25 protein-coding genes are annotated in these 25,005 nt (G+C 70.4%); 20 read left to right on the top strand and 5 right to left on the bottom strand.

All coding sequences use genetic code 11. The annotated features are described in order from the left end of the window. The first annotated feature begins 211 nt into the window (after positions 1–211). Positions 212–832, top strand: a complete 621-nt coding sequence (locus tag ACWFQ8_RS22735) for a hypothetical protein (protein ID WP_453788091.1) — start codon at positions 212–214, stop codon at positions 830–832. 4 nt (positions 833–836) lie between these two features. On the opposite strand, the gene ACWFQ8_RS22730 is transcribed toward ACWFQ8_RS22735, so the two are convergent. Next, positions 837–1,157, bottom strand: a complete 321-nt coding sequence (locus ACWFQ8_RS22730) for a ferredoxin (protein WP_453788090.1) — start codon at positions 1,155–1,157, stop codon at positions 837–839. Between the two features lie 264 nt (positions 1,158–1,421). On the opposite strand from ACWFQ8_RS22730, the gene arc reads away from it, so the two are divergent. From arc to prcA, 6 genes are all read left to right on the top strand, one after another. Further along, complete coding sequence (gene arc, locus ACWFQ8_RS22725) at positions 1,422–3,188, top strand: proteasome ATPase (RefSeq protein WP_453788089.1); 1,767 nt, start codon at positions 1,422–1,424, stop codon at positions 3,186–3,188. 255 nt (positions 3,189–3,443) lie between these two features. Then, a complete protein-coding gene (gene dop, locus ACWFQ8_RS22720) occupies positions 3,444–4,955 on the top strand; it encodes a depupylase/deamidase Dop (RefSeq protein WP_453788088.1) in 1,512 nt (503 codons plus the stop codon). Positions 4,956–5,140: 185 nt separating this feature from the next. Continuing rightward, on the top strand, positions 5,141–5,353 hold the full coding sequence (locus tag ACWFQ8_RS22715; RefSeq protein WP_030016348.1) for a ubiquitin-like protein Pup: 213 nt from the start codon (positions 5,141–5,143) through the stop codon (positions 5,351–5,353). 30 nt (positions 5,354–5,383) lie between these two features. Further along, positions 5,384–5,872: an endonuclease VII domain-containing protein gene (locus ACWFQ8_RS22710; RefSeq protein ID WP_453788087.1), complete on the top strand. Its 489-nt coding sequence runs from the start codon at positions 5,384–5,386 to the stop codon at positions 5,870–5,872. Next, positions 5,824–6,663 (top strand): proteasome subunit beta, encoded by an 840-nt coding sequence (gene prcB, locus ACWFQ8_RS22705; RefSeq protein ID WP_453788086.1) that lies wholly within the window; start codon positions 5,824–5,826, stop codon positions 6,661–6,663. Before ACWFQ8_RS22710 ends, prcB begins: the two co-directional genes overlap by 49 nt. A 46-nt stretch (positions 6,664–6,709) precedes the next feature. Further along, entirely contained in the window at positions 6,710–7,474 is a 765-nt protein-coding gene (gene prcA / locus ACWFQ8_RS22700; RefSeq protein WP_453788085.1) for a proteasome subunit alpha, read from the top strand. A 71-nt stretch (positions 7,475–7,545) separates the two neighbouring features. Here prcA and ACWFQ8_RS22695 read toward each other — a convergent pair whose 3' ends face one another. Further along, positions 7,546–8,541: a LacI family DNA-binding transcriptional regulator gene (locus ACWFQ8_RS22695; protein WP_453788084.1), complete on the bottom strand. Its 996-nt coding sequence runs from the start codon at positions 8,539–8,541 to the stop codon at positions 7,546–7,548. Positions 8,542–8,688: 147 nt separating this feature from the next. On the opposite strand from ACWFQ8_RS22695, the gene ACWFQ8_RS22690 reads away from it, so the two are divergent. The 12 genes from ACWFQ8_RS22690 to ACWFQ8_RS22635 all read left to right on the top strand — a co-directional run bounded on the left by ACWFQ8_RS22690 (position 8,689) and on the right by ACWFQ8_RS22635 (position 20,741). After that, complete coding sequence (locus tag ACWFQ8_RS22690; RefSeq protein WP_453788083.1) at positions 8,689–9,927, top strand: MFS transporter; 1,239 nt, start codon at positions 8,689–8,691, stop codon at positions 9,925–9,927. 58 nt (positions 9,928–9,985) lie between these two features. Next, entirely contained in the window at positions 9,986–11,347 is a 1,362-nt protein-coding gene (pafA, locus tag ACWFQ8_RS22685) for a Pup--protein ligase (protein ID WP_150520358.1), read from the top strand. A gap of 128 nt (positions 11,348–11,475) precedes the next feature. Continuing rightward, positions 11,476–12,417 (top strand): FKBP-type peptidyl-prolyl cis-trans isomerase, encoded by a 942-nt coding sequence (locus tag ACWFQ8_RS22680; RefSeq protein ID WP_453788082.1) that lies wholly within the window; start codon positions 11,476–11,478, stop codon positions 12,415–12,417. Positions 12,418–12,445: 28 nt separating this feature from the next. After that, the gene (locus ACWFQ8_RS22675; protein WP_453788081.1) at positions 12,446–12,841 is read left to right on the top strand and encodes an FKBP-type peptidyl-prolyl cis-trans isomerase; all 396 of its coding nucleotides are present in this window, start codon (positions 12,446–12,448) and stop codon (positions 12,839–12,841) included. Between the two features lie 130 nt (positions 12,842–12,971). Further along, positions 12,972–13,928, top strand: coding sequence for a helix-turn-helix transcriptional regulator (locus ACWFQ8_RS22670; RefSeq protein ID WP_453788080.1), 957 nt, complete (start codon positions 12,972–12,974; stop codon positions 13,926–13,928). A 185-nt stretch (positions 13,929–14,113) separates the two neighbouring features. Then, positions 14,114–15,082, top strand: a complete 969-nt coding sequence (locus ACWFQ8_RS22665; protein ID WP_453788079.1) for a helix-turn-helix transcriptional regulator — start codon at positions 14,114–14,116, stop codon at positions 15,080–15,082. Positions 15,083–15,097: 15 nt separating this feature from the next. Beyond that, the gene (locus tag ACWFQ8_RS22660; RefSeq protein ID WP_453788078.1) at positions 15,098–15,325 is read left to right on the top strand and encodes a hypothetical protein; all 228 of its coding nucleotides are present in this window, start codon (positions 15,098–15,100) and stop codon (positions 15,323–15,325) included. A 26-nt stretch (positions 15,326–15,351) separates the two neighbouring features. Next, on the top strand, positions 15,352–15,552 hold the full coding sequence (locus ACWFQ8_RS22655; protein ID WP_453788077.1) for a hypothetical protein: 201 nt from the start codon (positions 15,352–15,354) through the stop codon (positions 15,550–15,552). Between the two features lie 198 nt (positions 15,553–15,750). Next, positions 15,751–16,050 (top strand): Sec-independent protein translocase subunit TatA, encoded by a 300-nt coding sequence (gene tatA / locus ACWFQ8_RS22650; protein ID WP_453788076.1) that lies wholly within the window; start codon positions 15,751–15,753, stop codon positions 16,048–16,050. Positions 16,051–16,097: 47 nt separating this feature from the next. After that, on the top strand, positions 16,098–17,054 hold the full coding sequence (gene tatC, locus ACWFQ8_RS22645) for a twin-arginine translocase subunit TatC (RefSeq protein ID WP_453788075.1): 957 nt from the start codon (positions 16,098–16,100) through the stop codon (positions 17,052–17,054). 99 nt (positions 17,055–17,153) lie between these two features. After that, positions 17,154–19,994, top strand: coding sequence for a DEAD/DEAH box helicase (locus ACWFQ8_RS22640; protein ID WP_453788074.1), 2,841 nt, complete (start codon positions 17,154–17,156; stop codon positions 19,992–19,994). 90 nt (positions 19,995–20,084) lie between these two features. Continuing rightward, the gene (locus tag ACWFQ8_RS22635; protein WP_453788073.1) at positions 20,085–20,741 is read left to right on the top strand and encodes a helix-turn-helix domain-containing protein; all 657 of its coding nucleotides are present in this window, start codon (positions 20,085–20,087) and stop codon (positions 20,739–20,741) included. An 18-nt stretch (positions 20,742–20,759) separates the two neighbouring features. Here the strand turns inward: ACWFQ8_RS22635 and ACWFQ8_RS22630 are convergent. After that, positions 20,760–21,697 (bottom strand): IS5 family transposase gene (locus tag ACWFQ8_RS22630; protein ID WP_453788072.1). Its coding sequence is split into 2 segments (ribosomal slippage): positions 20,760–21,292 and positions 21,292–21,697, totalling 939 coding nucleotides; the frame shifts between segments, so codons are not numbered across the junction. Here ACWFQ8_RS22630 and ACWFQ8_RS22625 point away from each other — a divergent pair. Further along, positions 21,686–22,315: a class I SAM-dependent methyltransferase gene (locus ACWFQ8_RS22625; protein ID WP_184560548.1), complete on the top strand. Its 630-nt coding sequence runs from the start codon at positions 21,686–21,688 to the stop codon at positions 22,313–22,315. The genes ACWFQ8_RS22630 and ACWFQ8_RS22625 overlap by 12 nt on opposite strands. Positions 22,316–22,440: 125 nt before the next feature. Here ACWFQ8_RS22625 and ACWFQ8_RS22620 read toward each other — a convergent pair whose 3' ends face one another. Together ACWFQ8_RS22620 and ACWFQ8_RS22615 are read right to left on the bottom strand one after the other, a co-directional pair. After that, on the bottom strand, positions 22,441–23,415 hold the full coding sequence (locus tag ACWFQ8_RS22620; RefSeq protein WP_453788071.1) for a pseudouridine synthase: 975 nt from the start codon (positions 23,413–23,415) through the stop codon (positions 22,441–22,443). 19 nt (positions 23,416–23,434) lie between these two features. Further along, the gene (locus ACWFQ8_RS22615; protein WP_453788070.1) at positions 23,435–24,976 is read right to left on the bottom strand and encodes a serine hydrolase; all 1,542 of its coding nucleotides are present in this window, start codon (positions 24,974–24,976) and stop codon (positions 23,435–23,437) included. Positions 24,977–25,005 lie beyond the last annotated feature (29 nt).

Raw genomic sequence — 25,005 nt, 5'->3', positions numbered from 1 at the left:
CCATACCGTGTGGTTTGTGGTTTGGGGGGTGTGTTTTTTTTTAAAACCAACCGCCACGGGCCCCGGCGCCCTTTTCGGGTCCCCGCCCCGGGGGGTCCGGCCCCGGGACCGGACCCGGCGTCCGAACGCCCCGCACCCGCCGGTTCCACCCCCGTGTGAGGTGTGGCACGATGCTGGCTCCCCGTCACCCTTCGCACAGGAGACACCCCGCGTGCCGCACAGCCCCTCCGCGCCGGCCCCGGCATTGGAAAACCTGGCGCACAGCCGCACCAGGCCCGCCCACTGGCTCGCCACGGCCACCGCCATGGCCGCCGTCATAGCCGCCGCGGGACTTGTCCAGCCCGCCACCGGCGCAGCGCCCGTCACCACGACCGCAGCCCCCGCCCAGAACCCGGCGGCCCCCGCGAACGGCCCGGGGGCCACGGCCCCCGACGCCTCCGGGGTCGCGTACCCGCTCGACTGCAAGGGCGCCCCGCAGACCGTCACCGCCACCGCCCAGGGCGACCTCGACGGCGACGACCGCCCCGAGACCGTCGCCGCCGTCCGCTGCGAAGCCGGCTCCGGCACCCCGCCCCACGCCGTCTACGTGCTCACCCGCGACCGCACCGCGGCGGCCGCACCCCGTGTCGTCGCAACCCTGCTCGACCCCGCACGACGACAGAACGTCACCGATCTCACCGTCCGCGATGCCGCCGTCACGGCGACCCTCCTCGGCTACTCCTCGCCGGAGGTCCCCCGCTGCTGCCCCGACCGGACCCAGCTCGCCAAGTGGCTCTGGACCGGCGGGAAATTCCGCCAGGAGCTGACGGACTCGTCGGCCAGGAGTGTTTGAAACGTCACTCCGCGTCCGGACCGAAGACTTCCACCCTGTCCGAAACGCGCCTTACGTGAATGCAGTCACCCGGACATTCCTTCGCCGAGTCCACCACGTCCTGGAGCAGCGTCAACGGAACCGGAGTGCTCGCCCCCGCGTCCTGCAGGAGCTCTTCGTCCACGCCCTTCACATACGCCAGACCGTCGATGTCCAGCTCGAACACCTCCGGCGCGTACTGCACGCAGATGCCGTCGCCGGTGCAGAGGTCCTGGTCGATCCAGACCTCAAGCGGCTCCCCGGCCCCGCCGGCGCCGCCCGTCCGGGCCTCCTGCTGCACGGTCATATCTCCTGCCGCTCCCTGCGCTGAGTGATCCGTCCCGACCCCGACTCGCGGCAAGTCGCGCGAGCCCTGACGGGTGTTGAACAGTTCGACCTTACAACCGGCGGCTTTCCGATGTTGAAGGGTGGGTATTTCCCAGACGTGAGGGAGTACGCAAGGGTGAAGATCGGACACACCTCTACCGTCTTTGTGATCTAGGGGTTTCAATCACCACCAGCCCAGGTAGGGTCAGGAAGCGTCCAGCTCCCCTTGGAGGAGGTGAGGACCGTGGCAGCCCACGACGACGACATCAACCGCGGCATCCGGCCCGGGCGAGGGTCCGAGGACCCCGCTGGCCAGGTTGCCTATCTCGAGCAGGAAATCGCCGTCCTGCGACGTAAGCTCGCCGACTCTCCGCGACACACGAGGATTCTCGAAGAGCGGATCGTCGAGCTGCAGACAAATCTTGCCGGCGTATCCGCACAGAACGAACGACTGGCGAATACCCTCCGTGAGGCCCGCGACCAGATCGTGGCCCTCAAGGAAGAAGTCGACCGGCTCGCACAGCCGCCGGCCGGTTTCGGTGTCTTCCTGCAGGCGAATGAGGACGGCACCGTCGACATCTTCACCGGAGGGCGCAAGCTCCGCGTGAACGTCAGCCCCAGCGTCGAACCGGAAGACCTCCGGCGCGGCCAGGAGGTCATGCTCAACGAGGCGCTCAACGTGGTCGAGGCCATGGAGTTCGAGCGCGCCGGGGACATCGTCACCCTCAAGGAGATCCTGGAGGACGGCGAGCGGGCCCTGGTGGTCGGGCACACCGACGAGGAGAGGGTGGTGAGGCTCGCCGAGCCGCTCCTGGACATCACCATCCGCCCCGGCGACGCCCTGCTGCTCGAACCCCGCTCCGGCTACGTGTACGAGGTCGTCCCCAAGAGCGAAGTCGAGGAACTCGTCCTCGAAGAGGTCCCGGACATCGACTACGACAAGATCGGCGGCCTGGGCGACCAGATCGAGCTGATCCGCGACGCGGTCGAGCTCCCCTACCTCTACCCGGACCTGTTCAAGGAGCACGAACTGCGGCCGCCGAAGGGCATCCTGCTCTACGGTCCGCCCGGCTGCGGCAAGACGCTCATCGCCAAGGCCGTGGCCAACTCCCTTGCCAAGAAGGTCGCCGAGGTGACCGGACAGCCCGCCGGGAAGTCCTACTTCCTGAACATCAAGGGCCCCGAGCTCCTCAACAAGTACGTCGGCGAGACCGAGCGGCACATCCGCCTCGTCTTCCAGCGTGCCCGGGAGAAGGCGAGCGAGGGCACCCCCGTCATCGTCTTCTTCGACGAGATGGAATCCCTCTTCCGCACCCGCGGATCCGGTGTCAGCTCGGACGTGGAGAACACCATCGTCCCCCAGCTGCTCGCCGAGATCGACGGCGTGGAGGGCTTGGAGAACGTCATCGTCATCGGCGCCTCCAACCGCGAAGACATGATCGACCCGGCCATCCTGCGCCCCGGTCGCCTCGATGTGAAGATCAAGATCGAGCGCCCGGACGCCGAAGCCGCCAAGGACATCTTCGCGAAGTACCTCAAGGCCTCGCTGCCCCTGCACACGGACGACCTGTCCGAGCACCAGGACTCGCGGCCCGGCACCGTCCACAGCATGATCCAGACCGTCGTGGAGCAGATGTACGCCGAAACCGAGGAGAACCGCTTCCTCGAGGTCACGTACGCCAACGGCGACAAGGAAGTCCTCTACTTCAAGGACTTCAACTCGGGCGCGATGATCCAGAACATCGTGGACCGTGCGAAGAAGATGGCCATCAAGGCCTTCCTGGAGCACAACCAGAAGGGCCTCCGCGTCTCCCACCTCCTCCAGGCATGCGTGGACGAGTTCAAGGAGAACGAGGACCTGCCCAACACCACCAACCCCGACGACTGGGCCCGGATCTCCGGAAAGAAGGGCGAGCGGATCGTATTCATCCGCACTCTCGTCACCGGAAAGCAGGGCGCGGACACCGGACGCTCCATCGATACGGTGGCAAACACCGGTCAGTACCTCTGACGAAGCGGAGCGGCTGCGGATGCCCTCCACCGGGCACCCGCAGCCGACTGCTTTACCGACTGCCTTTTCCAGCCGGTGACAGGGCAAAGTCAATGACTGAAATGATCTCCCCACGAGCGCGGAGTGGTTCTAGGCTCTTCCTTACCGCCGGACGCGCAGTGCGGGGACGGGCACCGCACAGTCACACGCACCGGAGCACCAGCGGTACTTGAGCGCCGCTCCCGAAGGGGAGCGCCGCCGGGCAAGGAGGGCCGCATGACCGTACGGCGAGTAATGGGGATCGAGACGGAGTACGGGATCTCCGTTCCGGGGCACCCGAACGCCAATGCCATGCTCACCTCGTCCCAGATCGTCAACGCCTACGCGGCGGCGATGCACCGGGCGCGACGCGCCCGCTGGGACTTCGAGGAGGAGAACCCGCTGCGGGACGCCCGCGGCTTCGACCTCGCCCGCGAGGCCGCCGACACCAGCCAGCTGACCGACGAGGACATCGGCCTCGCCAACGTCATCCTCACCAACGGCGCGCGGCTCTACGTCGACCACGCCCACCCCGAATACAGCTCGCCGGAGATCACCAACCCGCTGGACGCGGTGCTCTGGGACAAGGCCGGCGAACGGATCATGGCCGAGGCGGCGGTCCGGGCGGCCCAGCTGCCCGGCGCCCAGCCGATCCACCTCTACAAGAACAACACCGACAACAAGGGCGCCTCCTACGGCACGCACGAGAACTACCTGATGAAGCGGGAGACCCCCTTCTCGGACATCGTGCGCCACCTGACGCCCTTCTTCGTCTCGCGGCAGGTCGTCACCGGCGCCGGCCGCGTGGGCATCGGCCAGGACGGCCGCGAGCACGGCTTCCAGATCAGCCAGCGCGCGGACTACTTCGAGGTCGAGGTGGGGCTGGAGACCACACTCAAGCGGCCCATCATCAACACCCGCGACGAGCCGCACTCGGACGCCGAGAAGTACCGCCGGCTGCATGTGATCATCGGCGACGCGAACCTTTCGGAGATCTCCACGTACCTCAAGCTCGGCACGACGGCGCTGGTCCTGTCCATGATCGAGGACGGATTCATCAACGTCGACCTCGCCGTGGACCAACCGGTGCGCACCCTGCACCACGTCTCCCACGACCCCGACCTGCAGTACCTGATCACGCTCCGCAGCGGGCGGACACTCACCGCCGTGCAGCTCCAGATGGAGTACTTCGAGCTGGCCAGGAAGTACGTGGAGGAGCGTTTCGGTTCCGACGCTGACGAGCAGACCAAGGACGTGCTGGCCCGCTGGGAGGACGTACTGGGCCGGCTGGAGACCGATCCGATGGGCCTGTCGGGAGAGCTGGACTGGATCGCCAAGCGGGAGATCCTGGAGGGCTACCGGCGCCGGGACGGGCTGGGCTGGGACGCGGCGCGGCTGCACCTGGTGGACCTCCAGTACGCGGACGTACGGCCGGAGAAGGGCCTGTACAACCGCCTGGTGGCCCGCGGCAAGATGCAGCGCCTGGTGGAGGAGCCCGCCGTCGAGCGGGCCCAGAGCAAGCCCCCGGAGGACACCCGGGCCTACTTCCGGGGCCGGTGCCTGGAGCAGTACGCGGACGACGTCGCCGCGGCCTCCTGGGACTCGGTGATCTTCGACCTCCCGGGCCACGACTCGCTCCAGCGGGTGCCCACGCTGGAACCCCTGCGGGGCACGCGTGCGCACGTGAAGGAGCTGCTGGACCGCTGTCGCACGGCACAGGATCTGGTGCGGGTGCTTTCGGGGCGCTGAACGGGGCTGAAAGCCTTCCGGTCCGGGAATCATGCAGGAAGCCGGACGTGGTGCCGGGCCTTTTGGACAACTGCGGGGACGAATGCCGGACCTCCTTGTAGGGTCCGGCGTAGGGTCTGATCTTGAGGGATCCCGGTCCGGGATCCCTCGACGTGAGCGTGCGAACCGAGCGGGGTGAGGTAGTCATGGCGACCAAGGACACCGGCGGCGGACAGCAGAAGGCGACGCGCTCGACCGAGGAGGTCGAGGAGGCGGCGGTCGAGGAATCGACCGACCTCAAGGAGCGCCAGGAGAAGCTCTCCGACGACGTCGACTCCGTGCTTGACGAGATTGACGATGTACTCGAAGAGAATGCCGAGGATTTCGTTCGAAGCTTCGTTCAGAAGGGCGGCCAGTAGCCTTCGAATCGAAGGTGAAGGGCGAGATCGGTGCTGGGAAGGCCGGATCCGGAGCGGTGTGCGCGGTGCGGCGAGGAGCGGCCGCGCGCAGCCTTCCCCATCAAGCGCTCGAACCTGGACGGCCTTCGGCGTGAGTGCCGCGGGGAGCGACCCCATGCGGAGTGGCGTCGGAATGCGACTGCCTCGGACGGTTTGTCGACGCGCTGCGAGGTGTGTCGGGCAGCCGAGGGCAGAGCCGGCCACCTCCGGCATTCGTACGACATCACTGAGGCTCGACGTGACGAAATGATCGCGGCTCAAGGCGGGCCTTGCCGTATCCGTCCAAAGGCCCCGGCCGTGCATGTGGATCACTGCCACGCGACGGGTAGGGTCCGAGGCGTACCGTGCTTCAACTGCAATTCGGCCATCGGCAAGTTGGGAGACGATCCCGACACTCTGCGTCGGGCCATCTCATACCTGGAGGGACACGCGTGGAAGCCAACAATCGTGGCACAGGGCGTCTACCGGCAGCCTTCCTGACGCCGGGGTCGTCGTCCTTCATGGACTTCCTGGGCGCGCACTCGCCCGAGATGCTGCCCGGCAACCGCAGGCTGCCGGAGGGCGTCGTCGAGGCGCCGCACGGGACCACCATCGTCGCAGCCACCTTCCCCGGCGGGGTCGTGCTCGCCGGTGACCGGCGCGCGACCATGGGGAACATGATCGCGCAGCGGGACATCGAGAAGGTGTTCCCGGCCGACGAGTACTCCGCGGTGGGCATCGCCGGTACGGCCGGCCTGGCCGTGGAGATGGTCAAGCTGTTCCAGCTGGAGCTGGAGCACTTCGAGAAGGTGGAGGGCGCGACCCTCTCGCTGGAGGGCAAGGCCAACCGCCTGTCGACCATGATCCGGAGCAATCTGGGCATGGCGATGCAGGGGCTGGCCGTCGTCCCGCTCTTCGCGGGGTACGACGAGGCCAAGGAGAAGGGCCGGATCTTCTCCTACGACGTGACCGGCGGCCGCTCGGAGGAGCACGGCTACGCCGCCACCGGTTCCGGTTCGATCTTCGCGCGGGGCTCCATGAAGAAGCTCTTCCGCCCCGATCTGACGGAGGAGCAGGCCACCACCCTGGTCGTCCAGGCGCTGTACGACGCGGCCGACGACGACTCGGCGACCGGTGGTCCGGACCTCTACCGCCACATCTACCCGATCGTCACCGTCATCACCGACGAGGGCTTCCGCAGGCTGACCGACGACGAGTCGCAGGAGCTCGCCCGTAGGGTCACCAACCGTCGTCTCGAGCAGCCCGACGGCCCGCGCGCCGCCCTGCTCTGACCATCCGTCGCCCCGTAGGAGCCCAGAAGAAAGGGACGGACAGCCGGTGTCGACTCCGTTCTATGTGTCACCCCAGCAGGCCATGGCCGACCGGGCGGAATACGCCCGCAAGGGCATCGCCCGCGGTCGCAGCCTGGTCGTGCTGCAGTACGCCGACGGCATCGTGTTCGTCGGTGAGAACCCGTCCCGCGCGCTGCACAAGTTCAGCGAGATCTACGACCGGATCGGCTTCGCGGCCGCCGGCAAGTACAACGAGTACGAGAACCTGCGGATCGGCGGGGTGCGCTACGCGGATCTGCGCGGGTACACCTACGACCGCGACGACGTGACGGCCCGCGGGCTGGCCAACGTGTACGCGCAGACGCTGGGCACCATCTTCTCCTCGGCCGGTGAGAAGCCGTACGAGGTGGAGCTGGTGGTGGCCGAGGTCGGGCCGACCGCGGCGGGTGATCAGATCTACCGGCTGCCGCACGACGGTTCGATCGTGGACGAGCACGGCTCGGTCGCGGTCGGCGGCAATGCCGAGCAGATTTCTACCTTCCTCGATCAGCGCCACCGGGACGGGATGAACCTGTCCGAGGCGTTGAAGCTGGCGGTGCAGGCGCTGTCCAGTCAGGCGAACGGCGCGGACAAGGCCATCCCGGTGGAGCGGCTGGAGGTGGCGGTGCTGGACCGTACGCGGTCCCAGCAGCGGAAGTTCAAGCGGATCCGCGGCCGGCAGCTGGCGCGGCTGCTGGAGGCGGAGGTGACGGCTGCCGTGCAGGCGGACGCCGTGTCGAACGACGAGGCTCCGGAGGACGACGCGGAGTAGCGGCGCTCGCGCTGCGGAGCCCCGGTCGCGCCCTGGAGGGCGGGCCGGGGCTCCGTCGTGCGCGGGTGTGCTCAGGGGGCCGGGGCGGGGCCGGTGGAGTCGCGGACGACGAGCCGGACGGGGATGTCGGGGGCGGTCCACGTGCCGCCGTCGAGGACGGTGAGGAGGGCGGTCATGCCCTGTTCGCCGACTTGTTCCGCGGGCAGTCGTACGGTCGTCAGCTCGGGGTCGACGGCGGTGGCGAGGGCGAGGTCGTCGACGCCGGTGACGGAGAGGTCCTCGGGGACGCGCAGGCCCAGGCGGCGGGCGGCCTTGCAGGCGCCGGCGGCGAGGATGTCGTCGTCGCAGACGAGGGCGGTGGGCCGGTCGTGGGCGGCGGTCAGGGCGGCCAGGGCGGCCGTACGCGCACCGTCGGCGGTGAGGGGGGACCGGACGGTGCGCAGGGTGGCGCGGGGCGTCAGGAGGGCGTTGAGGGCCTTCGCGCGGATGTCGAAGGTCCAGGAGTCGACGGCGGAGGCGAGGTGGAGGAAGCGGCGGTGGCCGAGGCCGAGGAGGTGTTCGGAGACCTGGCGCATGCCGTCGGCCATGGCGAGGTTGACGTGTGCGGCGGCGCCGGCGGTGGGCTCGCTGTCGAGCATGACGAGGGGGAGTCCGTCGCGGCCGAGGGCGTCGAGGGCGTCGGCGGCCATGGAGGAGGCGATGACTCCGTCGAGGGCGGCGCGGGCGGAGGCGAAGGGGTTGCGGGCGGGGCCGGTGCCGTCGGGGGAGGGGTACAGGACGACGCCGAAGCCGTGTTCGGCGGCGACGCGGGCGGCGCCGGTGTAGACGCGGGCGAAGAACTCGTTGGTCAGGGCGGGGACGACGAGGAGTGCGGTGCGGGTGGAGCCGAGGCGGAGGTTGCGGGCGGCGAGGTTGGGGCGGTAGCCGAGTTGCGCGGCGGCTTCGCGGACGAGGCCGGCGGTGCGTTCGGAGACGCGGCCGCGCCATTTGTCGCCGAGGACGAGGGAGACGGTGGCCTGGGAGACCCCGGCGGCGCCGGCCACGTCCCGGCTGGTGGGTCTCGTCACAGGTGGCTCCTGACGTGCGTGGTCACCGGGTGTGCGGTGGTGGGCGGGGGTGTTCTCTCCTGGACTGGCCGAGTGCTGCCATGGTACGTATGACGCGACACGTTATACGTATTACCCCGGCCTGGATCCGGGCGGAAGGGGGCGGACATGGCCGCGGGATATGCGGAGCTGCTCAGGACCCGGCACGCCGCGAGGCTGCTGGTGGGCACGCTGACGGGGCGGCTGCCCAACGCCACCGCGTCGATCGCGATCGTGCTCTTCACGCGCGCCGAAGGGGGCAGCTACAGCCTCGCGGGAGCGCTGGCGGCCGCCTACGGCGTGGCCAACGCCGTGGGCCAGCCCCTGCTGGGCCGGGCCGTGGACCTGTACGGGCAGCCGCGGGTGCAGCTGCCGGCCGCCCTGGTCTCGGCACTGGGCATGGTGTGGCTGGCGCTGGCGGGTACCGGATCGGCGGTGGCGGCGTACGCGGCGGTGGTGGTGGCCGGGCTCTTCACGCCGCCGCTGGAGGGCGGGCTGCGGGCCCTGTGGCCGAGCGTGCTGGGCGGCCGCGAGGAGCGGGTGCACGCCGCGTACGCGATGGACGCGGTGGCGCAGGAGGTCATGTTCACGGTCGGGCCGCTGCTCGTCACGCTGTTCGTGGCGCTGTGGGACCCGGCGGCCGCGCTGGTGGTGATCAATGCCATCGGCGTGCTGGGCGCCCTCTCCGTCGTGGTCAGCGAGCCCTCGCGGACGTGGCGCTCGGAGCCGCGGGAGGCCCATTGGCTGGGCGCCCTGCGTTCGCGGGGCCTGCTGGCGCTGCTGGGCGCCTTCTTCTTCGTGGGAACGGCGCTGGGGTCCATCACGGTGGCGGGCCTGTCCTACGCCGACGACCACGGCGGCCAGGCGGTCTACGGCTGGCTGATGGCGGCGCTCGGTCTGGGCGCACTGATCGGCGGGGTGTTCTACGGGTCCCGGCCGTGGCCGGGGGCGCCCGAGCGGCGGCTGCGGCTGCTGGTGGCGCTACTGGCCGTCTGCTACCTCCCGCTGCTGCTGGTCCCGGGCCCGCCCGCGATGACGGCGCTGGCGGCGCTGGCCGGGGTGTTCCTGGCTCCGGCGATGGCCTGCGCGTTCATCGTGGTGGACCGGCACGCTCCGGCGGGCACGGTGACGGAGGCGTTCTCCTGGCTGGTGACCTTCTTCGGGGTGGGCGCGGCGATGGGTACGGGGGCCGCCGGACCGGCGGTGGAACGGGGCGGGGCGGTCGCGGGCTTCGGCGTGGCGTGTGTCGCCGGGGTCGCGGCCCTGCTGGTCCTGATGGGTACTCAGCGGGTGCTCGCGGCCGCGGGCCGCGACCGTGCGCAGGCGGGGGCCGAGGAGCTCTCGCCGGACCCCTTGGTGAAGAACTGATCGGAACGGCGCCCGCCAACCCGGTTTCAGAAGAGGGCGGGAGGCGTAATGTTCAGTCATGGACCGCCGCATTTTCGGGCTGGAGAACGAGTACGGCGTCACGTGCACGTTCAGGGGACAGCGCCGACTGTCTCCTGACGAAGTGGCGCGCTACCTCTTCCGCCGTGTTGTGTCATGGGGCCGCAGCAGCAATGTCTTCCTGCGGAACGGCGCCCGCCTGTACCTCGATGTGGGTTCGCATCCGGAATATGCAACTCCCGAGTGCGACAACCTGACCGAACTGGTCACCCACGACAAAGCGGGCGAGCGCATTCTCGAAGGACTGCTCGTCGACGCAGAACGCCGCCTGCACGAGGAGGGAATCGCGGGCGACGTCTATCTCTTCAAGAACAACACCGACTCGGCGGGCAACTCGTACGGCTGCCACGAGAACTATCTGGTGGCCCGGCACGGGGAATTCTCCCGCCTGGCGGACATCCTCATCCCGTTCCTCGTCACGCGGCAGCTGATCTGCGGCGCCGGCAAGGTGCTGCAGACCCCGCGGGGCGCCGTCTACTGCGTGAGTCAGCGGGCCGAGCACATCTGGGAGGGCGTCAGCTCCGCGACGACCCGTTCCCGGCCGATCATCAACACCAGGGACGAGCCGCACGCGGACGCGGAGCGCTACCGCAGGCTGCACGTCATCGTGGGCGACTCGAACATGTCCGAGACGACCATGCTGCTCAAGGTCGGGGCCACCGACCTGGTGCTGCGCATGATCGAGGCGGGCACGGTGATGCGGGACCTGACCCTGGAGAACCCTATCCGGGCCATCCGGGAGGTCAGCCACGACATCACCGGGCAGCGCAAGGTGCGCCTGGCGAGCGGCCGGGAAGCCTCGGCGCTGGAGATCCAGCGCGAGTACTACGACAAGGCCGTGGACTTCGCCGAGCGCCGGGGCATCCGCACCGGTGTGGTGGACCAGGTGCTGGAGCTGTGGGGCCGCACCCTCGACGCGATCGAGGCGGAGGACCTGGACCGGATCGGGACCGAGATCGACTGGGTCATGAAGTACCAGCTGATCGAGCGGTACCGGGCCAAGCACAACATGACGATGTCGAATCCGCGCGTGGCGCAGATAGACCTCGCCTACCACGACATCCACCGCCGGCGCGGGCTGTACTACCTGCTGGAGCGCAAGGGGCAGGCGGCGCGGATCTGCAACGACCTCAAGATCTTCGAGGGCAAGTCGGTGCCCCCGCAGACCACGCGGGCGCGGCTGCGCGGCGATTTCATCCGCCGGGCGCAGGAGCAGCGGCGGGACTTCACCGTCGACTGGGTGCACCTGAAGCTGAACGACCAGGCGCAGCGGACCGTGCTGTGCAAGGACCCGTTCCGGTCGGTGGACGACCGGGTGGAGAAGCTGATCGCCGGGATGTAGGGCGGCCGTGAGGGATCTCACCGAATCCGCTCGGTGTGCGCCGGGGCCCCGTACGTCTCTCGTACGGGGCCCTGTCCACGGCTTAGAGTGGCGGCGACCGACCATGCCGTCTGAGATCTGAGGAACACGTGCGCCGACTTGCCGGCCTGCTTGTCGTACCCCTTCTGCTGCTGTCGACAGCGGCCTGTGGCGACGACAGCGGCTCCGACTCCGCCCAGCTGAAGAACGGGGCCCCCGCGATCACCAAGGGCGCCAAGTTCGGGGAGACGCCCACCCTCGCGCAGGGGAAGGGCGCACCGCCCAAGGAGCTGAAGGTGGTGAAGATCAGCGAGGGCACCGGCCAGGCGTTGAAGAAGGGCGACATCGCCCAGGTCAACTACCTCGGCCAGGTGTGGGACGGCAAGGAGCCGTTCGACGCGAGCTTCGGCAAGGGCACGCCGTTCGACGTGACCATCGGTGCGGGCGCCGTCATCAAGGGCTGGGACCAGGGCCTGGAGGGCCAGAAGGTCGGCAGCCGCGTCGAGCTGGTGATTCCGCCGGAGCTCGGCTACGGGGCGCAGGGCTCGGGCGAGAAGATCAAGCCGAACGCCACGCTGGTCTTCGTCGTCGACATCGTCAAGGGTGCCACCGTCCCGGCCTCGGCCACGGGCAAGGAAGTCGCCCAGGACAACAAGGACCTGCCCAAGGTCGGTACGAACACGGACGGCAAGGAAGTGTCCGTGACCGTGCCGAAGGACACCGCCGAGCCGGCCAAGCTGGTGTCGAGCTACGTCCTGGAGGGTGACGGCGCGGTCGTGAAGGACACCGGCAACGTCGTCGTGAAGTTCAACGGCAAGACGTGGAAGGACGACAAGACCTTCGAGAGCACGTACGCCACGGACCAGACCGTGACGTGGCCGATGGAGCAGCTCTCGGTGAAGGGTCTCAAGGAAGGCCTGGTCGGCAAGAAGGTCGGCAGCCGCATCCTGCTGGTCATCCCGCCGGACATGGCTTTCGGCGACAAGGAGCAGGGCACCATCCCGGCCAAGTCGACGCTGGTCTTCAGCCTCGACATCCTCGCGGTGATGTAAGACTGTTCCGGTTGACCGGTTCGTACGTATGAGGAGCAGTTCCGTGAGCGACAAGCTCGAGAAGCCCGAGATCGACTTCCCCGGGGGCGAGGCCCCCAAGGAGCTCGTCAAGGAGGACATCTGGCTGGGCGACGGCGCCGAGGCGAAGGCCGGCGACCGCGTCTCCGTCCACTACGTGGGCGTGGCCTTCTCCACCGGTGAGGAGTTCGACGCTTCCTGGAACCGCGGCTCCGCGCTCCAGTTCCAGCTCGGTGTCGGCCAGGTCATCGCCGGATGGGACCAGGGTGTCCAGGGCATGAAGGTCGGCGGTCGCCGCAAGCTCGTGATCCCCGCGGACCTCGCCTACGGCGAACGCGGCGCGGGCGCTGCGATCGCGCCGGGCGAGACGCTGATCTTCGTCTGCGACCTGGTGAAGGTCGGCTGATCCGGGCTTCCGTGATCGGTGCAGGGGCCCCCGCCGTCCGGCGGGGGCCCCTCGCTTTTGCCCGGGCGCGCCGGGGCGGTACGGTCATCGGTCACGGGACGTGTACGCGGAGAAGGGCGGAAGGGCGTCGATGGCGATTGCCAAGGCCGAGCGGCTGATGAATCTGGCGCTGTGTCTGCTGGGGACCCGCCGGCCGCTCAGCAAGCGGGAGTTGCGCGGTTCGATCGAGGCGTACCTGGAAGCCGGCAACGACGAGTCCTTCAACCGCATGTTCGAGCGCGACAAGGACGATCTGCGCGAACTGGGCCTGGTCATCGAGACGGTGGAGAACCTGGAGGGCGAGATCGGTTACCTGGCCCGCCGGGACAGCAACCGGCTGCCGCCCGTCTCGCTGGACGCCGAGGAGGCCGCAGCGCTGGGACTCGCGGCCAAGGTGTGGCAGCAGGCCCGCCTGGCGGGCGCGGCCAACGGCGCGCTGCAGAAGCTGCGCGCGGGCGGGATGCCGGAGGCCGGTGATCCGTACGAGGGCCAGCACAGCGCCATCGAGCCGCGCATCCCGGTCCACGAGGCGGCCTTCGAGCCGCTGATGCTGGCCTGCCGGGACCGCCGGCCGGTGGTCTTCGACTACCGCAAGTCCACCGCGGCCCGGCCCGAGACCCGCCAGGTGGAGCCCTGGGCGCTGGAGTGCTGGCGCGGCCACTGGTACCTGGCCGGCTTCGACCGCGACCGGAGGGCGGAGCGGGTGTTCCGGTTGTCCCGGATCACCGGCAAGGTCCGCTCGCGGGCGGCCGAGTACACCGCGGAGGTGCCCGACGTGGTGACCGTCCGGGAGACGGTGGCGAGCTGGGCCGGGGAGAGCGCGGACCGCTCCGCGCAGATCCGGCTGCGCCCCGGGGCGGGCTACCCGCTGCGGGCGAAGGCGACGGCCGTGCGGGAGGGCGCGGACGGCTGGGACGAGCTGGAGATCCCGTACGGGCACGGGCTGGACGCCTGGCTGGTGGAGTTCGGGCCCGACGTGGTGGTCCTGGGTCCCGCCGACCTGCGGGCGGACGTACTGGACCGGCTGCGCGCCGTGGCCGGGGCCTGAGCGGGGCCCGATCGGGGTCCGCCCGGACCCGAACAGGGGGCATCGCCGGTCGGCGGGGCGGCCGGACGGCAGGGCGGTCCGGTCCGAGCGGCCGGCGGGCGCCGCGCCCCGCGGCGGGGAGCCCCCGCCGTACATGTCCGCCGCACCATTTCGCAAAGCACGCCCTGAGGGGGAGACGTACCAGCATGGCTGCCAACGCCATCGACCAGACCCGCCGGATGCTGTCCCTGGTGACCTACCTGCGCGAGCGCCCCGGGGCGCACGTCGCGGACGTCGCGCGCGCCTTCGGGATCACCGAGGACGAGCTGATCTCGGACCTCGACGTGCTGCCCATGTGCGGGACGAGCTTCCGGGGCGGGGACCTGCTCGACATCGACACCGACGGGGAGCGCATCTGGTGGCGCAATCCCGACGCCTCGGGGGAGTCGACCGCCGAGCCGCTGCGGCTGGCCGCCGACGAGGCGACCGCGCTGCTGGTCGCCGCCCGCGCGGTGGCGACGCTGCCCGGCCTGCGCGAGAGCGACCGGGACGCGCTGCTGCGGGCCACCGCCAAGCTGGAGGCGGCCGCCGGGGAGGCCGCGGGGGCCAGCTCCCGGCTGTCGGTGACCTTCGAGTCCGAGGGCGGGGTCTTCGCGGACGTCGACCGGGCCATCGCGGAGCGCCGGCGGCTGTGGCTGCGCTACTACTCGCCCGCGCGCGACGAGCTCACCGAGCGCACGGTGGACCCGATCCGGCTGTTCGCGGTGGGGCACACGTACATGGAGGGGTGGTGCCACCTCTCGGAGGCGCGGCGCACCTTCCGCCTCGACCGGGTGGCCGAGATCCGACTGCTGGACGAGCGGGCGGAGCCGCCGGCCATCGAGCCGCGCGACCTGTCCGAGGGCCTGGTGCAGCCGGCCGCCGAGGACCCGGAGGTGGTGGTCGAGGTGGGGCCGGGCGGGCGCTGGGTCGCCGAGTACTACCCGCACGACAGTGCCGAGGAGCTGCCCGGCGGCGGACTGCGGATCACCCTGCGCAGCCCCGATCCGGCGTCCCTGCGCCGGCTGGCGCTGCGGCTGGGCCGGGAGGGGCGGATCGTCGCTCCGGCCGGGCTCGCGGAGAGTGCGCGCAGCGCCGCGCGGGAAGCATTGGCGGGGTACGGGGAACAGGTCTGAGGGGAGCGTCGGTCGATGTCGCCTACGTCCGGGTCCGTCGCGTTCAAGGCGGCCTGTCCCGACTGCCGGGCCCGTTTCGAGCTGGAGGCGGGCGCCCTGCGCCTGGCCATCGGCGGCAGCCGGCGGACCACCTTCTACTCCTTCACCTGTCCGGAGTGCGGCACGGCCGTCCGTAAACCGGCCGGTGAGCGGATCGTGGAACTGCTGACCGGGGGCGGCGTGCGCACCCTGCGCAGCGTCTGACCCGGCCGGTGGCCTAGGCTCGTCCCATGCTGTGGCCCATGATCGCAATCGCCCTGGGTTTCCTGGGGGTCGCCGTCCTCGGCGTCCTGGCCCTGCGGGTCTACGTGGAAGTGCGCAGACTCTCCGGCCAGGTCGCGCGGGCGAGCCGCCGGATCTCCGACGCCTCGGCGGACCTGGAGCGGGCGGCCGCGGACCTGGCCCGGGCGGGCCGGACCGTGCGCCCGTAGGTCACGCGCTCCGGAAATCCGGATGAACCCGTGTGAACGGGGCGTCAAGCACCCCGTCCCGCGCAAGCGGGGAGACGCCGGGGGATTGCCGGGCGTTAACCCCAGGGGGTTACGATCCTTGCCTGAGCGGTCACCGGATTCCGTCCGGTCCGCCGGAAGCCACCACAACCAGCCGTTTCGGTGAGAAGGAAGACACACATGATCGGCAATCTGAAGCCCCTTGAGATCCTTCTGATCATCGCTGTCATCGTGCTGCTGTTCGGCGCCAAGAAGCTCCCGGAGATGGCCCGCTCCCTCGGCAAGTCGGCCCGTATCCTCAAGAGCGAGGCGAAGGCGATGAAGAAGGACGGGGAGTCCGAGGACGCCGCGGCCGCCGCTGCGGCGGCGACGGTCGCCGACCCGGTGCAGCCCGTCGCCCCGCGCACCATCAAGGCCGCGCCCGGTGACGTCACCAGCTCCCGGCCCGTGAGCGAGCCGAACCGCACCGCTCAGGGCTGACACCCGCCGTACGCGCCAGTCATCTGCAACGAGACAAGGGACGTGGGTTGTTCAAGTCTGCCCGCAAGCAGGGGAAAGCGGACAAGGACGCCGAAGGGCGGATGCCTCTTGTCGAGCACCTGCGTGAGCTGAGAAACCGCCTGCTGAGGTCGGTCCTGGCGATCCTGGTGATCACCGTGGTGGCCGCCTTCTTCTACCGCGACATCATCAACTTCCTGTTGAAGCCGATGCTCGACTCCGTCGGCTGCACCAACGGTGTGGTGACCCAGCGCAACGGCCGCCCGTGCGCCGACATGACCGTGAACGGTCTCATCTCGGCGTTCTCGATCGCCTTGAAGGTCTCGCTGATGGCCGGCGTGGTGCTGTCCGCGCCGGTGTGGCTGTACCAACTGTGGGCGTTCGCCGCGCCCGGACTGCACCACCACGAGAAGAGGTACGCGCGGAGCTTCGTGGCGGTGGGCGCTCCGCTGTTCGCGGCCGGCGCCGTGCTCGCGTACAAGATCCTTCCGCAGACCGCGATGATCCTGCTGGAGTTCACGCCCGACCACGCGCGCAACCTGCTGCCGGTCGACGACTACCTCGACCTGGTCAGCCGCATGGTGATCGTCTTCGGCCTGGCCTTCGAGCTGCCGCTGTTGCTGATCCTGCTGAACTTCACCGGGGTGCTGACCGCTAAGCGGCTGGCGGGCTGGTGGCGCGCCATGATCCTCGGCATCACGGTCTTCGCCGCGTTCGCGACGCCCACCGGTGACCCGCTGACGATGCTGGCGCTCGCGGGCCCGATCGTGACCCTCTACTTCGTCGCCCTCGGCATCTGCATGCTCAACGACCGCAGGCGCAGGCGCAACGACCCGGACGCGGGCCTGGACGAGGACGAGGCCTCCGACCTGGACCTCACCCCGGCGCCCATCGGCGCGATGGAGCCGGTCGCCGCGGCCCCGGCGCTGCCCGGTCAGGCCGACGGCGCACGCCGGCGGATCAACGGCTACGACGACGCGACCTGAGGCGTGCGGGCCCGCCGGCGGGCTCCGGGACAGGCCCCGCCCGCTCCCATTAAATGATCGCGACTGTTGTCGGAGGGGGCGGGTAGGCTCGATCCCAAGATGACCGAAGAACTCTCCCCCGCCGAGCGCTACGCCGCCGCCCGGATCCGCGCCGCCGAAGAGGCCGCCGCGCTGCACCCCTTCCGCGAGATGTACGACTTCGAGCTGGATCCGTACCAGATCGAGGCCTGCAGGGCGCTGGAGGCGGGCAAGGGCGTGCTGGTGGCCGCCCCGACCGGCTCGGGCAAGACCATCGTCGGCGAGTTCGCCGTGCACCTGGCCCTCCAGCAGGGCCGCAAGTGCTTCTACACGACGCCGATCAAGGCCCTGTCGAACCAGAAGTACGCCGACCTCGTCAAGCGCTACGGGGCCGACAAGGTGGGCCTGCTGACCGGTGACAACAGCGTCAACTCCGACGCTCCGGTGGTCGTGATGACCACCGAGGTGCTCCGCAACATGCTGTACGCGGGTTCCCAGTCGCTGATCGGCCTCGGACACGTCGTGATGGACGAGGTGCACTACCTCTCCGACCGGTTCCGCGGCGCCGTCTGGGAGGAAGTGATCATCCACCTCCCCGCGTCGGTGACCCTGGTGTCGCTGTCGGCCACCGTGTCCAACGCCGAGGAGTTCGGCGACTGGCTGGACACCGTGCGCGGCGACACCGAGGTGATCGTCTCCGAGGAGCGGCCCGTACCGCTGTGGCAGCACGTCATGGCCGGCCGCCGGATCTACGACCTCTTCGAGGAGGAGTCCGACCACGGGGGCCGCGGCTCCGCCCGCCGGGAGGTCAACCCGGACCTGCTGCGCATGGCGCGCGAGGAGAACAGCCGAAGCTACAGTCCCAAGGACCGGCGGCGCGGCAAGATGGTCCGCGAGGCCGACCGCGAGCGCGAGCGCCGCTCCCGGGGCCGGATCTGGACCCCGAGCCGCCCCGAGGTCATCGCCCGCCTCGACAACGACGGGCTGCTGCCCGCCATCAACTTCATCTTCAGCCGGGCCGGTTGCGAGGCAGCCGTCCAGCAGTGCCTGTTCGCCGGCCTGCGGCTCAACGACGAGGCCGCGCGGGTGACGGTCCGCGAGATCGTCGAGGCGCGCACCTCCTCGATCCCCGCCGAGGACCTGCACGTCCTGGGGTACTACGAGTGGCTCGAAGGCCTGGAACGGGGCATCGCCGCGCACCACGCGGGCATGCTGCCCACCTTCAAGGAGGTCGTGGAGGAGCTCTTCGTACGGGGCCTGGTCAAGGCCGTCTTCGCCACCGAGACCCTGGCGCTGGGCATCAACATGCCGGCGCGCACGGTGATCCTGGAGAAGCTGGTCAAGTGGAACGGCGAACAGCACGCCGACATCACCCCCGGTGAGTACACACAGCTCACCGGCCGGGCCGGGCGGCGCGGCATCGATGTCGAGGGCCACGCGGTGGTGCTGTGGCAGCGGGGCATGGACCCGGTGTCCCTGGCGGGGCTCGCGGGCACCCGCACCTATCCGCTGCGCTCCAGCTTCAAGCCCTCCTACAACATGGCCGTGAACCTGGTCAGCCAGTTCGGCCGGCACCGCTCGCGCGAGCTGCTGGAGACCTCCTTCGCGCAGTTCCAGGCCGACCGCTCGGTCGTGGGGATCTCCCGGCAGGTGCAGCGCAACGAGGAGGGCCTGGAGGGCTACCAGGAGGGCATGACCTGCCACCTGGGGAACTTCGAGGAGTACGCGCAGCTGCGCCGCGACCTCAAGGACCGCGAGACGGACCTGGCCAAGCAGGGCGCAGCCCAGCGGCGGGTCCAGGCGGCCGCCTCGCTGGAGAAGCTCAAGCCGGGCGACATCATCCACGTACCGACGGGCAAGTTCGCCGGGCTCGCGCTCGTCCTGGACCCGGGCGTACCGGCCGGGCGGGTCAACGGGCACCGGGGGTACGAGTACGCCGAGGGCCCGCGCCCGCTGGTGCTCACCGCCGAGCGGCAGGTCAAGCGGCTCGCCGCGATCGACTTCCCGGTGCCGGTCGAGGCGCTCGACCGGATGCGGATCCCGAAGACCTTCAACGCGCGTTCGCCGCAGTCCCGCAGGGACCTGGCCTCGCAGCTGCGGACCAAGGCCGGGCACCTCACGGTCGACAAGCGCGGGCGCGGCCGGGCCGCGGCCGCCGACGACCGCGAGATCGCCCGTCTGCGCGCCGAGCTGCGGGCGCACCCGTGCCACGGCTGCGACGAGCGCGAGGACCACGCCCGGTGGGCGGAGCGCTACCACCGGCTCAAGCGGGACACCCAGCAGCTGGAGCGGCGGATCGAGGGCCGGACGAACACCATCGCCCGCACCTTCGACCGGATCCACGCGCTCCTCACCGAGCTGGACTACTTGCGCGAGGACGAGGTCACCGTGCACGGCAAGCGGCTCGCCCGGCTGTACGGGGAGCTCGACCTGCTGGCGTCGGAGTGCCTGCGGGCCGGTGTCTGGGAGGGCTTGAGCCCCGCCGAACTCGCCGCCTGTGTCTCGGCGCTGGTGTTCGAGGCGCGGCAGTCCGACGACGCGGTCGCGCCGAAGGTCCCGGGCGGGGCGGCGAAGGCGGCACTCGGCGAGATGGTCCGGATCTGGGGCCGGCTCGACGCTCTGGAGGAGGAGCACCGCATCAACCAGGCCGAGGGCGTGGGTCAGCGCGAGCCGGACCTCGGCTTCGCGTGGGCGGCGTACCAATGGGCCTCTGACAAGAGCCTCGACGAGGTGCTGCGCGAGGCCGAGATGCCGGCCGGGGACTTCGTGCGCTGGTGCAAGCAGGTCATCGACGTGCTGGGGCAGGTCGCGGCGGCGGCTCCCTCGGCCGGCGGGGACAGCGGCAGCACGGTCGCGCGGAACGCCCGCAAGGCGGTCGACGCGCTCCTCCGGGGCGTAGTCGCCTACAGTTCCGTCGGCTAGGCGGATTTGGGGCTTCCTCTGAACGGGAGGGCGGCCCGATCTGATCTCTTGCCATGATCGAATCGGCGTGCCGTGTGCGACGATCGGCCCATGAGCGGGGGAGCAGACGAAGGACCGAGACGCGTCGGTCGGCCGCGTGCCGACCGGCTGAGACCGGACAGCGGTCGGCCGCCGCGCGAGGAGCTCCTCGCCGCGGCGGCCGAGCTGTTCACCGTCCGGGGATACGCGGCGACCACCACACGGGCGGTCGCCGAACGGGCCGGCATGCGCCAGGCCACGATGTACCACTATGTCGCGGGCAAGGAGGACCTGCTCGCCGAACTGCTGGAGTCCACGGTCGCACCCTCGCTGGTGCTGGCCCGCACACTACTGGCCGACACGGACCGGTGCGCCGCGCGGCGGCTGTGGGAGCTGTGCCGCTCCGATGTCCTGCTGCTGTGCGGCGGTCCGTGCAACCTGGGCGCGCTGTACCTGCTGCCCGAAGTGGGCGGCTCGCGGTTCGCGCCGTTCCGCCGGATGCGGGAAGAACTGAAGGACGCCTACCGCGTGTTGCTCGGCGGGACCCATGTCGGGGCCGAACTGGCCGGTGACAAGGCCGGCTTGGCCCTGCGGGGAGACCTGGTCTTCGGGCTCATCGAGGGCGTCATGCTGATCCACCGCGCCGACCCGGCGCGGCCGGTGGAGACTTTCGCGGAGGCCACCGCGGACGCGGCGCTGCGGATCGCCGGCGTCGCCGCCCCGCACTAGGGCGTGTCTGACAAATGATCACCTGGTCGATTCACGAAGCCAGAGAATCAGCGAGACCAGGATGACTCCGGCGCGGTAGCGAGTGGCGAGCTTGTCGAACCTGGTGGCGGTCGCACGGAACTGCTTGAGACGGGAGAAGCATCGCTCGACCACGTTGCGGTCGCGGTAGACCTCTTTATCGAAGACGGGTGGGCGGCCGCCGAGGTTGCCGCGTCGACGGCGGTTGGCGATCTGGTCGCGGCGTTCGGGAATCGTGGCAGTGATGCCCCGACGCCGCAGCAGGTGGCGGATCGCCCGGCTGGAATAGGCCTTGTCGCCCAGCACCCGCGTCGGCGTCGTGCGCGGGCGGCCCGTGACGATGCGTGGGATGCAGATCTCGTCAAGGACCTGGGTGAACGCGGTGGCGTCGTTGACATTGCCGGGCGTGAGCACGATCGACAATGGCAGGCCCCGGCCGTCGACGGCGAGGTGGACCTTGGTGGTCAGCCCGCCTCGGGAGCGACCAAGGGCCTGGCGTGCCTGTGAGCGGCCCGGATCTTCCAGATTGTCCCGGCCTGCTGCCCCCTTTTGCGTGCGCCGGCGGCGTGCTGATGGGCCCGGTTGATCGTGGAATCGACGGCGACTGTCCATTCCACCCGGTCCATCGCGTCGTCGCGGACCTGGACGTGCTCCAACAGTCTTGCCCAGGTGCCGTCCGCCTCCCAGCGGGCGAACCGCTCGTAAACGGTCTGCCACGGCCCGTACCGCTGGGGCAGGTCGCGCCAAGGAGCCCCAGCCCGCAGCCGCCACAACACACCATTGACCACCTGCCGGTGATCACGCCATGGACGGCCACGTCCGTCCGCCTGCGGCAGCAGGGGCTCTATCCGCTCCCACGCCGCGTCTGTCACCTCGCCTCGAGCTGCCACAAGATTGATTATCGGACCGGCTATAAGGTCCTCCCTGTGGCGAATCATCAGGACGAGACCAGGGCGGCCTACGACGGAGTCGTTGAGCTGTACGCATCGCTGTTCGCAGACCGGCTGGAGACGCAGCCGTTCGCCCGGGCCATGATCAGCACTTTCGCCGAACTGGTGCGCGCGACGGGCAACCTGCGGGCAGCGGACGTTGGATGCGGGCCCGGACATCTGACGGCCATGCTGCACGAATTGGGCCTGGACGCCTTCGGACTCGACCTGTCCCACGGCATGGTCGACCACGCTCGACGGGCCAACCCGGCGCTGCGCTTCCAGGAGGCGCGGATGGAGTCCTTGCCGATCGAGGACGGCGTGCTCGGCGGCGTACTGGCCCACTACTCAATGATCCACACCCCACCGGACGAACTGCCAGAGCTGCTCGCCGAGCAGGTCCGCGTCCTGGCGCCGGGTGGCGTGCTCCTGGTCTCCTTCTTCGGGACCGACGGACCGGAGCCGGTCCAGTTCGACCACAAGGTCGCACCTGCCTACAGCTGGCCGGCGGACCACCTCGCCGAACTGCTGACCGATGCCGGGCTCGTTCCTTTCGCTCGGCTGCTCCACGACCCGGCCTCCGAACGGGGCTTTCTCGACGCACACCTGCTGGCCCGCCGCCCATAGGTTCTGCCCGGCAAAAGGTGCGAGCTGGTCGGCGTGCCTCCGGACCGCCTACTCAACGGGCGCTCGCTGATTCGACAAGAATTGTCAGACAGGTCCTAGTGCTGTGGCCCTTGCCGGTCACGGCACTACAGCCCGTCCTGGACCGCTCCCGCTTCCCAGGCGGCGCGGTCGTCCCAGGCGCCGAGGGTCCGGCCGCTCTCGAACCGGTGCGCGGCGCCGGTGACGGGATCGGTGAACTCCAGTACGCGGGCCAGCAGCTGGAGCGGCCGCCGGTAGTCGTCCGGGGCCGGATCGGTGATCCGCGGATAGACCGGGTCACCGAGGATGGGCAGCCCGAGGGAGTTCATGTGCACCCGCAGCTGGTGGGTGCGCCCGGTGTGCGGGATCAGCCGGTAGCGGGCCAGGCCGCCGCGTGCCGCGACGAACTCGACGCGGCTCTCGGCGTTGGGTTCGGCGCCGGGCACCTCGACCGCCGCGATGACGCCCCGCGTCTTCTCGATCCGGCTGCGGACCGTGCGCGGGAAGTCGATCGCCGGGTCGTGGGCCGCGACCGCCTCGTACTCCTTGCGCACGCGGCGCTGCTGGAAGAGGAGCTGGTACGCGCCCCGGTCGGCGGGGCGGACGCTGAACATGACCAGGCCGGCCGTCAGCCGGTCCAGCCGGTGCGCCGGGCTGAGGGCCGGCAGGTCCAGCTCCTCGCGCAGCCGCGCCAGGGCGGTCTGGGTGACGTGGCTGCCGCGCGGGGTGGTCGCCAGGAAGTGCGGCTTGTCCACGACCAGGAGGTGCGGGTCGCGGTGCACGACGCGGAGCGGGAACGGCACCGGCGCCTCGGCGGGCAGGTCCCGGTGGAACCACAGGTGGGCGCCGGGCTCGTACGGGTCCCGCGCGCGCAGCACGAGGCCGCCGGGACCCAGGACGCGGCCGGAGCGCAGCAGGCGGGCGACGGCCTCCGCTCCGGGGCCGCCCGCGTAGTGCGCGGCGAGGTAGGTGCCGAGGTCGGGCCACGTCCCGTCCGGGTCGGGCGGCAGGCGCAGGTGGACCGGGTCGATTCCGGCGCGTTGGGGGAGGGGTGAGGGGGGCGGCTGCGCTCTGCGTCTCATCGGGGGACAGGCTATGCCGTCACCGCTCGGTGAAAGTGCCCAGGTGGTCGGCGTCGAGGTACTCCACGCGGAGGGTGCCGTCGGCGAAGGTGACCCCGGTGCGGCCCACCGCGTTCTCGCCCCTGGTCTCGAAGCTGAACGTGTTCCCGTCGTAGTGGGTGAGCGGGAAGCGCAGGGGTTCGGGGCCGAGGGAGAGGGTGAGGGCGCCCTTGTCGTCCGCCGTCACGGTGGCCTTGCCGTAGTAGGGGTTGTCGTAGGTGCCGGTGTAGGTGGCGCTGTCCCCGGCGGGCGCGGCCCCGGCCGGCGGGTGGGCGTAGTCGGTGGGGGAGCGGCCCTCCTGCGCGAGCTGCGCGTAGAGGGCTCCGGTCAGCTCCAGCCAGTCGGTGGTCGGCTTGCCGTGCTCGGCGAAGTCGAAGAAGTCGAGGGCCACGGCGTCGGCCAGGCCGACCGGTGCGCCGTTGGTGAGGACGACGATGCCGAGCTTCTCCAGGGGCAGCATGGTGACGTTGGTGTTGGCGCCGAGTTCGAAGGCCCCGGAGTGGCTCAGGCGCAGCCGGCCGGCGTCGTCGTAGGAGACGTTCCACCCCAGGCCGTAGAAGCCGGTGCGGCCGTCGGGGGTGGCGGGCGGCTGGGAGACGATCTCGGGCCGGTGTGTCCGGGCGAGGGTCTCCGCCGGGACGATCCGCTTCCCGTCGAGGGTGCCGCCGGCCAGTTGGAGCCGCAGCCAGCGGGACATGTCGCGGGCGGTGGAGCTGACTCCGCCGGCCGGGGCCTGGGCGTCCGGGTCGCGGACGAAGCGGGGGCTCCAGGTGCCGTCCGGGTTCTTCACGTGGGTGGCGGCACGGTCGGGGGAATCGGTGAAGGCGGAGAACTCGGTGCTCGTGCGGGTCATGCCGGCGGGCTTGAAGAGGGTGTCCGCGGCGAGCTTCTGCCAGCTGGTGCCCTTGGCGCGGGCCACGGCCTCCGCGGCGGCGGTGAAGCCGAAGTTGGTGTAGGCGTAGCTCGCGCGGAAGGGGGTGAGGGGCTCCAGGCGCAGGTGGTCGAGGATGTACGCCTGGTCGTAGCCGAGGTCTTCGAGGAGGTCGCCGGCATGGTCGGGCAGGCCGCTGCGGTGGGAGAACAGGTCGGCCGTGGAGACGTGGCCGGTGACCCAGGGGTCCTTGAGGGCGAACCCGGGCAGGGCGGTGTGCCGGTCCCAGGCGTCGGGGTCGGTGAGGGTGCCGGCGACCACCGTCGAGGAGACCGGCTTGGAGAGGGAGGCGATCTGGAAGACGGTGTCCGGGTCGACGGCGGCGCTCTCGCCGGTCCTGCGGACGCCGAAGCCCTTGAGGTGGACGACCTTGTCGTCGTGGACGACGGCCACGGAGACCCCGGGGACGCCGGTGCGGCGCATCATGTCCGCGACGGTCTTGTCCAGGCGGGCCACCGCCGCGTCGACGCGGGCGTCGGTGAGCTGGGGCCGGGGCGGGGGCGGCGGGCTGGGCGCGGCGGTCGCGGGTGCTCCGGTGCCGGCGAGGAGCAGCGCGACCGCTGCCGCGCCGAGTGCGCGGAGCGTACGCATGGGATCTATTGTCCGGCCGGACCGGTGGA

Source organism: Streptomyces sp. NPDC055254 (assembly GCF_053606025.1).
This window is presented reverse-complemented; position numbering and strand designations above follow the sequence as displayed.